At 67.8% G+C, this 7,889-nt stretch carries 7 protein-coding genes, 1 tRNA gene and 1 pseudogene; 7 read left to right on the top strand and 2 right to left on the bottom strand.

What is annotated here, in order from left to right; genetic code table 11:
- From DEF28_RS27380 to DEF28_RS00870, 3 genes and pseudogenes are all read left to right on the top strand, one after another.
- A pseudogene (locus tag DEF28_RS27380) lies at positions 1–412 on the top strand (hypothetical protein); the annotation flags it as partial.
- Positions 413–502: 90 nt separating this feature from the next.
- On the top strand, positions 503–1,144 hold the full coding sequence (orn, locus tag DEF28_RS00875) for an oligoribonuclease (protein ID WP_114398436.1): 642 nt from the start codon (positions 503–505) through the stop codon (positions 1,142–1,144).
- A gap of 67 nt (positions 1,145–1,211) precedes the next feature.
- Positions 1,212–1,284: transfer RNA gene (locus DEF28_RS00870), tRNA-His, on the top strand.
- 128 nt (positions 1,285–1,412) lie between these two features.
- Here DEF28_RS00870 and DEF28_RS00865 read toward each other — a convergent pair.
- Both DEF28_RS00865 and DEF28_RS00860 read right to left on the bottom strand, forming a co-directional pair.
- Positions 1,413–1,952, bottom strand: coding sequence for a GNAT family N-acetyltransferase (locus DEF28_RS00865; protein WP_114398435.1), 540 nt, complete (start codon positions 1,950–1,952; stop codon positions 1,413–1,415).
- Between the two features lie 10 nt (positions 1,953–1,962).
- Positions 1,963–3,450, bottom strand: a complete 1,488-nt coding sequence (locus DEF28_RS00860) for a hypothetical protein (protein WP_233515010.1) — start codon at positions 3,448–3,450, stop codon at positions 1,963–1,965.
- Between the two features lie 534 nt (positions 3,451–3,984).
- Here DEF28_RS00860 and DEF28_RS28750 point away from each other — a divergent pair.
- From DEF28_RS28750 to DEF28_RS00845, 4 genes are read left to right on the top strand one after another with little or no spacing between them, the layout of a single operon-like run.
- Positions 3,985–4,116, top strand: coding sequence for a hypothetical protein (locus DEF28_RS28750; protein WP_258861806.1), 132 nt, complete (start codon positions 3,985–3,987; stop codon positions 4,114–4,116).
- Positions 4,117–4,128: 12 nt separating this feature from the next.
- Positions 4,129–5,316 carry a cupin domain-containing protein gene (locus DEF28_RS00855; protein ID WP_114398433.1) on the top strand — a complete coding sequence of 396 codons (1,188 nt, stop codon included), beginning with the start codon at positions 4,129–4,131 and terminating at the stop codon, positions 5,314–5,316.
- Positions 5,313–6,215 (top strand): aldo/keto reductase, encoded by a 903-nt coding sequence (locus DEF28_RS00850; RefSeq protein WP_114398432.1) that lies wholly within the window; start codon positions 5,313–5,315, stop codon positions 6,213–6,215. The genes DEF28_RS00855 and DEF28_RS00850 overlap by 4 nt, the downstream gene beginning before the upstream one ends.
- Entirely contained in the window at positions 6,190–7,041 is an 852-nt protein-coding gene (locus DEF28_RS00845; RefSeq protein ID WP_233515009.1) for a phosphotransferase, read from the top strand. Before DEF28_RS00850 ends, DEF28_RS00845 begins: the two co-directional genes overlap by 26 nt.
- Positions 7,042–7,889 lie beyond the last annotated feature (848 nt).

Genomic DNA, 7,889 nt, shown 5'->3' with positions numbered 1-7,889 from the left:
GCCCTGGGGCCCGTACCCGGCCGCCTCCCCCGGCTACGGCCCCCAGGGCGGGCCCGGGTACGCTCCGCCACCGCAGCACCCCGCGCAGCGCGGTCGCGCGGCCCAGCCTCCGCTGCCCGCGCCCTACCCGCAGGGCCGCTCCGGCGGCTACCCGGCCGCGGGCCGCCCGCCGCAGGCCGGACCGCCCGCCCCGGGCCAGTACCCGGGCCAGCCCCCGATGGGCGGCCAGGGCCAGTGGGGCCGCCCCGGCGGCCCGACCCCCTACCCGGTGCCGCCGCCCCCGCAGAAGAAGAAGCGCGGCTGCGGCGGGTGCATGGGCTGCCTGATGCTGGTGCTGATCCTCACCGTGCTGCTGGTCGGGGCCGCCGCGCTCCAGTTCACCGGCGTCGTCGACTTCTTCTCGCTGTTCTAGGCGCTCCCGCGGCCCCGGCCGCACCCCGGGTCCGGGGCCGCGGCACGCCCGCCACCGGCACCATTGCGAGAAAGTCCTAAGCTGTCCCGTATGAATGACAGCCTGGTGTGGATCGACTGTGAGATGACGGGGCTCGACCTCGAACACGATGCGCTGATCGAGGTGGCCTGTCTGATCACGGACGGCGATCTCAACCAGCTCGACGATGGGATCGACGTGGTCGTCCGACCGCCGCAGGCGGCCCTGGACCAGATGGGGGACTTCGTCCGGCAGATGCACACCACGTCCGGCCTCCTGGAGGAACTCGACAAGGGCGTGTCGCTGGAGGAGGCGGAGGACCTCGTCCTCAACCACATCAAGCGCTACGTACCGGAGCCCAAGAAGGCCCCGCTGTGCGGCAACTCCATCGCCACCGACCGCACCTTCATCGCCCGCGACCTGCCGGCGATCGACGAGCACCTCCACTACCGGATGGTCGACGTCTCCAGCATCAAGGAGCTGCTCCGCCGCTGGTACCCCCGGGTCTACTTCGCGAGCCCGGAGAAGCACGGCGGCCACCGCGCGCTCGCCGACATCACCGAGAGCATCCGCGAACTGCGCTACTACCGCGCCGCCGCCTTCGTCGCCGCCCCAGGCCCCGACACGGCCACGGCCCGCGCGATCGCCGCGGACGTGGTGAACGGCGGCACCGGCGTTCTCACCTCACCGGAGAGCCCCGCCGGAAACGGGTGAGCAAACGGTCCCGCGAACCCGCTAGAATCATCTCGGACGCAGACGCGGGAGTCCGCTCTGCGACGTGGTGGGTGTAGCTCAGCTGGTAGAGCACTTGGTTGTGGTCCAAGATGTCGCGGGTTCAAGTCCCGTCACTCACCCTGAAGGAAGACAGGCCCTGACCTGCGGAGACGATCCGCACGTCAGGGCCTCTTCTCGTATGCGGGACGCACCAGAGGGTGCACCACCTCGATCTGATCCCGTCACTCACCCTGGCGGGGGTGGAGTCCTACCTTCGCCATTCATCGTCGAGAATCGAATGCACGACCGAGTCCCGCCAGGCGTCGCGTGTCCAGAGATGCCGGCGAATGCGCCCCTCCTCGATCATCCCGGCCCTCTCCATGACGCGGCGGGAGGCATCGTTGTCAGGCGATCGCGCTCCCCACAGTCGTTTCAGGCCAAGAACGTCGAAGCCGAGCCGTAGGAGGAGCTGAACCAACTCGCCGCCCATCCCCTGGCCCCACAGGTCAGGTCGAAGGGCAAAACCGATCTGACCACTGTGGGGCCGCTCGTCGATACCCAACCGAGCCGTGCCCACCAAGTGGTCATCGCGTGTGACGACGGCGAGCATGTACACCCGCCGGTTCTCAGTCTGGGCGTCCTTGATGGCCGATTCGATGATGGCGGCGCACTGCTCGGGCGTACGTGGTTCGAAGGACAGGTAGCGTACCGCGGTGTCGTCGCCATAAACCTTGACGAGATCGCCGAGGTCGGTCGTCCGGAGTTCGCGGAGGTGGAGCCTGTCGCCGGGAACATCGACGGGAGTCATGCGCAGCAGGCTACTGCCCAGAGGATAGGGCAGCGGCGGGAGTTCGACCGTACGCCTCGATCTCCTGCTGGACGCGAGTCGCCTGACGACTCCCGTGGTACCGCGGTTCCCGAAGCGCTCCGTGCACCCGCATCGCGCTCGCGATGACACCCGCCACCCGCTTGTCGGGTGGCAGGTCGAGCACGGGGCGCAGCGCCTCGGCCACCCCGTCGAGTTCTCCCTTGGCGGCCCGCACCAGAGCGAGGTCCGATCGTGCCCCCGCGTCATCCCCGTAGGCCCAGTCCGGTGATCCCGCTGCCGCTGCCTCGTCATAGGCAGCGATCGCCTGAAGGGCCGCATGTTCCGCCTCGTCCTCGGCTCCGGGAATCCATATCCGGGCTTCCGCGCAGTAGTACAGGTAGCGGCAATCGGCGAAGCGCATGAGTCCGTCCATCTGATCGAGTTCGTCGTCCGCCAAGCTGTCCCGTTTCGTGGCAGCGAGCGCGAGATCGGCGCGCGCCCGTTCGCTGTCACCCAACGACGCGTACGTCCGAGCGCTTTGGGAGAGCATCCACACCCCCGCGGACCCTGCGACAGCGGAAGCCAGCTCCCGCCCGAGATCCGCGTAGCGGGCGGCCTCGGTCGCCCAACCGGCCCAGTACGCCATCAGGGACTGCTGCGCACGAACGCGAAGCCGAAGTCCGTCGTGGTCGGCGTTGTCGGCACAGATGTAGGCGGTCCGCGCCTGTCTCATAGCTGCGCGCGGATCACCCAGGTCGTGACTCGCCTTCGCGAGCATGAGTGACACTACGCCGCTCAGCAGGTAGAGCTCCGCCGTCTGTCGTGGGCGCTGCCGCCCCTCAAGCAGCCGGAACGCGACATCCTGGGCCTCGATCAGGTCACCGAGAACCCGGTTCAGCGGCTCCCTGGGGTAGGCGGTCGAAATGCGGGCCACCTCGTCGTAGAGGTTGTCGAGGGTTTCCGAGCCCACGTTGCTGCCTTCAGCCACCGAGGCGAATCTCATTGCGCGCCATGCCGCCATTTCTATCTGCCTTTCCGGAGAAAAGGAACGCCATTTTCCGTAGCTTGCAACATGGGCAACTGTTTCGTGTGATGGGCGCGGCACTTCGTTGTTCGGTGGGTTTGAGCTGATTCGTATCAGGAGTGCGCGCTCTCGGTCGTCCATCGCGTCGAGGGCTTCCGGGCTGAGCAGGAACAGTGGTTTTGTCGAGTACAGGGTGGCCATCGCGATAATGTGCGCCGCCTGTGGTTGCCGCCCTTTTCCCTCGGGCCACACTTCCAGCCTGCTGAGACCGCCCTGATCCAGGACGACACCTGACGACTGCTCTCGCAGGCGATCCGCTGCTTCCCGTTGGCTCCAGCCGTGCATCAGCCGATAGGCGGCCAGTGGAGAGCACCGGCACCGTAGGCGGATTTCGGTGGCGATCTCATCCGCCGTCCGACCTTGCTGTTGCAGTTGGTCGCGTAGCTGCCGGATCTGCTGCTTTGTCCAGCCCATCGAAGCACTCCTCAAGGTCCGCACTCCAAGAATGCCTCACAAGAGCGAGGTCGCTACGTCCGATTCTCGGCGGATCCCCTCGCCCCTGGCATAGAAACATGTCCGACAGCGCGAATCCGCAGGTCACACGACCTTATGGCCGCATATAAACCATGGCGGCGATGGGGGTGAATCGGAACGGCCGAAGCGATTTCATCGAAGCGCGAGGAAGAGCAATGTGCATTCAGCGGAGGAGTTGATTCCCCTTGGAATCAGATGCCCGGCCGTCTCTCGTGCGACAGAACACGAGCGTGGCCGAGCGAACAGCCTTCGCCCCCGGCGCCGGCCCGAACCAGTGGGCCGCCCGGTGCCAATCGGCGCGGCGGTGTGGTGGCCCATCCCCGATGGAGAACGTCCGACCCCCTGGACGCGGGTTCCGCACTGCCCCGCCTGTCATACCCGGAGAACGGGAGGTTCCTTGAGTAAAGCGCAGGCCCGTGCCCCTCCGGAGCGCATCCGCTGTCAATAGTCCGAAAGCCCATTCTGGAGGTTCGCATGCAGAACGAGTACGACGACGAGCTGATGATCGCGGCGGAGAACATCAACGCCGTCCGGGCGCGCGGTGAGCAGCCCTCCGATGGCGGTGGCACCGGCAAGAGCGACATGAACGACAACGCGCTTCGGTAGGAACGAGAACTCATGACCGCTGACCTGATCAGCGGCCGCCTGGGCGGGGACACGTTCCTCGCCCAGGTCCTCGGCCGCGCCCACGCCCGATACCCCGCCACTTACGCCGACGCCTTCGCGTACCTGCTGACCTGGCCCGACCTCAACCAGCTCCTAGCCACGCACCGCCTGGACAGCCCGCGCATGCGCCTCTCGGCCGGCGGAACGATCGACGTCGCCGCCTACACCCAACGGCAGACCTACCGGCGGATGCCCGACTGGAACCGTCCCGTCCCGCACCTGGTCCACGAACAGCTTCGCAATGGCGCCACGCTGGTGCTGGACGCGATCGACGAGATGCACCCACCCATCAATGAGGCGGCCGCTGGCCTGGAGGCGTGGCTGGGAACCCATGTCCAGGTCAACGCCTACGCCTCGTGGACAGCCCAGGAGGGATTCGGCGTCCATTGGGACGACCACGACGTCATCGTCCTTCAGGTATCGGGGCGCAAGCGGTGGCGGATCTACGGGATGACCCGTGTGGCCCCGCTGTACGCCGACATGGAATTCGACCACGAGGCTCCGACCGACCCGATCGACGAGTTCACCATGGAGCCCGGCGACATCCTGCACGTCCCGCGCGGCTGCTGGCACGCAGCGGCCGCATCCGAAGGCGAACCGAGCCTGCATCTGACCTGCGGTCTCAACACCACCACCGGAGCGGACTTCCTCGCCTGGGTCACCGACCAGATGCGCGAACACATCGAGGTCCGCTCCGACGTCCCCCGCGACCCCGACGACCAAGCTGCGTGGACCAGCACTCTCGCCGAACTCGTGGGGAGACGGCTCCGTGATCCGGGGGTGGTCGCGGACTACCAGCGATTCCTGAACGAAGTCGCACCCGCGCGGCAGGCGTTCAGCCTGCCGGTCGCCGTGACCGGTGAACTGACGATGTCCTCGCGGATCCAACTGGCGTCGCAACGCTGCCAGGTCTACAAGGAAGAGACCGAAATCGTGCTCGCGGCTCAAGGGCGACGCTGGCGCATGGCCCCGAAGGCGGCACCCGCCATCGGCCGGCTCGCCGAGGGACGACCCATCATCGTCAGCGAGCTGCACGCAGCCGTACCCGACATCTCTGAGCGGGCGTTGCTGGTCCTGCTGCGCCGCCTTCTCGACGAGGGCGCCCTGATCTGGGTGGGTGAGGAAGGCGTGGCCGCGTGACGGTCCTCGGACTGGGCACCTACCGCTGCCGCGACGCCGAGTTCTCCGCTCGCGTCGCGGCGGCCGCCGGCTGCCCACTCATCGACACCGCCGCCGTGTACGGGGCCGGTACCCACCAGCGTGCCATCGCTCCGATCCTCCGGCGCTACCCGAAGGTTCGCGTCGCCACGAAGATCGGACACATGACCGCCAAACAGGCCCGCACTGCGACAGCCGCGGGCGCACTGCCCTCGGTCAATCTCCGCCACAGCATCATGCCCAGCTACGTCCGACACCAACTCGCCGCCAGCGCGGCCGAACTCGGCCGTGAACGGCTCGACTTCGTCTACCTCCACAACCCCGACCACGGCGGTGCCAGCGACCGTGACGGACTCCACCAGCGGATCCGGAGTGCCATGGTGGAACTGGAGTGGGCACGGACCGACGGGCTCATCGGGGGATACGGCATCGCCACGTGGTCCGGATTCACCGATGGAGCATTCACGGTCGACTCCCTTGTAGCTCTGGCCCGCCAGGCGGCCGGGGGACCCAACACCAGTTTTGCCGCCATCCAGCTCCCGGTCTCCCTCGTCGAGATCACCCCGATCGCCCAGGCCCTCGCCGGATTCGGCCCCATTGCGGAGGCGCAGCGGGCAGGATTGGAGGTGTGGGCATCAGCGCCGCTACACGGCGGTGAACTCGTCCACTTGGTGAACGATGCGCTCGCCGCGTTCATCCGTCAGAGCGCGACCGCAGCCGAGGCAGCACTCGCGGTGGCCGCCTCGACACCCGGTCTGACCGGCGTGCTGCTCAGCACATCGAACGCCGAGCACTGGAACCGCGCCGCCCATGCCGTTGCCCGTCTGCTGCCGCCTCCACGCTTGAGGGAGATTAGTGACCTCCTCACCCGCGCCATCTGACCCGGTCCGCCTCTGGCAAGAGGCGGGCCGCCGGCTCCAGGTCCACGCCAAAGCCGACGAGTCTCTCCACTTCGGGCTCGACGGACGCAGCGTCAGCGGTCCGGCCACCGCGGATGACGGCGTCGCGGCGTGGCTGCGTGTCACCACCAGCCCCCGTCCGGGCGGCAAACTCTGGGAGGGGCCGTTCCTGGCCGACGCACTGCTGGACGACGAAGCGATTCCCCGACCTCTCCTGCTAGCCGAAGCGACGTGGGGCGACGGCCCAACGCACCAGGCGCTCCTGTGGCAGCGGACTCGATGCGCGAGCGTCTCCACCACCCCTGACCTCGACCACGCGCCGAGCCTCGGCCCGCGGTGGTGGGACGACCTGGCATCGGCCCTGGCCCGGTTGCGTGCGACACCGCCCCCGGCGGGCAGACAGGCCGTCCGGCAGGAGTACATCAACCGGATCGGCCGCTTCCTCCCAGACGTGGACGGCGCCGGAATCGACCTGACGGTCCAACGATGGGAGACCGCCCACGGCGATCTCCACTGGGCCAACCTCACCGCGCCCCGCCTCCAACTCCTCGACTGGGAAGGCTGGGGCGCCGCCCCAGCCGGATGGGACGCGGCGGTCCTGCACGCCTACTCCCTGACGCAGCCCGAGGTCGCCAGACAGGTCCGCGACGTGTTCACCGACAAGCTAAACACCCCGGACGGTCGGTTAGCGCACCTGGTCATCGTCGCCCAGATCATCCAAGCCAGCGAACGCGACGAAATCCACGCCCGGCTCGCTCCGTTCGTGCGGGACTTCGCCGCGGGGATTGTGGAGGCTGCGTCACAGTAGAGACAGATCACACGCTGATCAGATCGCAGCCACCACACAATCAGCGGACAATCAGAACGCCGTCAGAGCGGGAGCGCTAACCATGTGGACGCAATTCCCGTCATCCCGCATAGCAGGATTAACAATCAATACCCGCCACTAGGGGCGCGCCAATAGTCCTATCTCTACGAACCATTTTCCACTTGCCAGTCGCCCGACACGATCGTGCCCGGCCGTGGTCCGCGCAGCGGTCTCCTCGCCCAGCCGAACGCGCTTACCGAGGGTGGTCAGACGCTGGTGGCGGGATTTCGCATGGAGTTCGGCCGCGGAGCGGCCGGCCGCAGCAAGGTGCGGTGAGCGCCGAATGGCGGAGCTGGTGCGGTCTCCCCTTCGCGGTGGAGTCGTCGGCGCGGCTGGCTGCTTGAACAGGTACTCCCGCGCGAGTAGGACAGCCGTCCCTGGCCCGTCCAGGCGTTGACGTCGGCCACGGCGCGGGCCCGATATTCCGGCGTCGGGGGAGCGCCGCTCGGAGCAGAACACCGGGCCCCTGGCGCGCCGGCGAGCAGGCGGGGCAACAGCCGGGCGGTGGCGAGGAGCGTTGACTTCCCACACCCGTGCACCCCAGAACTCCTCGTTGGGGTTGTAGGTGCTGTCGTCGCACGAGGGGCGTGTTCCATCCAGGAACATGTCTGGGTTGTCGAACTTGGCGTTGAACTCGAACGCAGCCTGGTCGCCGTCGAAACCGTAATGGCTCAGGTCTGTGTCGCTGGCCCAACCGATGGCGGTGACGGCGCGGGTATGCCGCGGTCATGAGGCGTGGCCGCCAGGTTGCCCAGAGGGGAGACGCCGGGCACTTCGGCTACCGCGCG

The organism is Marinitenerispora sediminis (genome assembly GCF_003336425.1).
Classification (GTDB): domain Bacteria; phylum Actinomycetota; class Actinomycetes; order Streptosporangiales; family Streptosporangiaceae; genus Marinitenerispora; species Marinitenerispora sediminis.
The sequence above is the reverse complement of the archived record's forward strand: the minus strand, read 5'-3'. Positions and strand labels throughout refer to the sequence as shown.

What these genes read in the sequence shown, in the direction of transcription:
- orn (WP_114398436.1), top strand. Translation starts at nt 503, where the DNA reads ATGAATGACAGCCTGGTGTGGATCGACTGTGAGATGACGGGGCTCGAC.
- DEF28_RS00865 (WP_114398435.1), bottom strand. Translation starts at nt 1,952, where the DNA reads ATGACTCCCGTCGATGTTCCCGGCGACAGGCTCCACCTCCGCGAACTC.
- DEF28_RS00860 (WP_233515010.1), bottom strand. Translation starts at nt 3,450, where the DNA reads ATGGGCTGGACAAAGCAGCAGATCCGGCAGCTACGCGACCAACTGCAA.
- DEF28_RS00855 (WP_114398433.1), top strand. Translation starts at nt 4,129, where the DNA reads ATGACCGCTGACCTGATCAGCGGCCGCCTGGGCGGGGACACGTTCCTC.
- DEF28_RS28750 (WP_258861806.1), top strand. Translation starts at nt 3,985, where the DNA reads ATGCAGAACGAGTACGACGACGAGCTGATGATCGCGGCGGAGAACATC.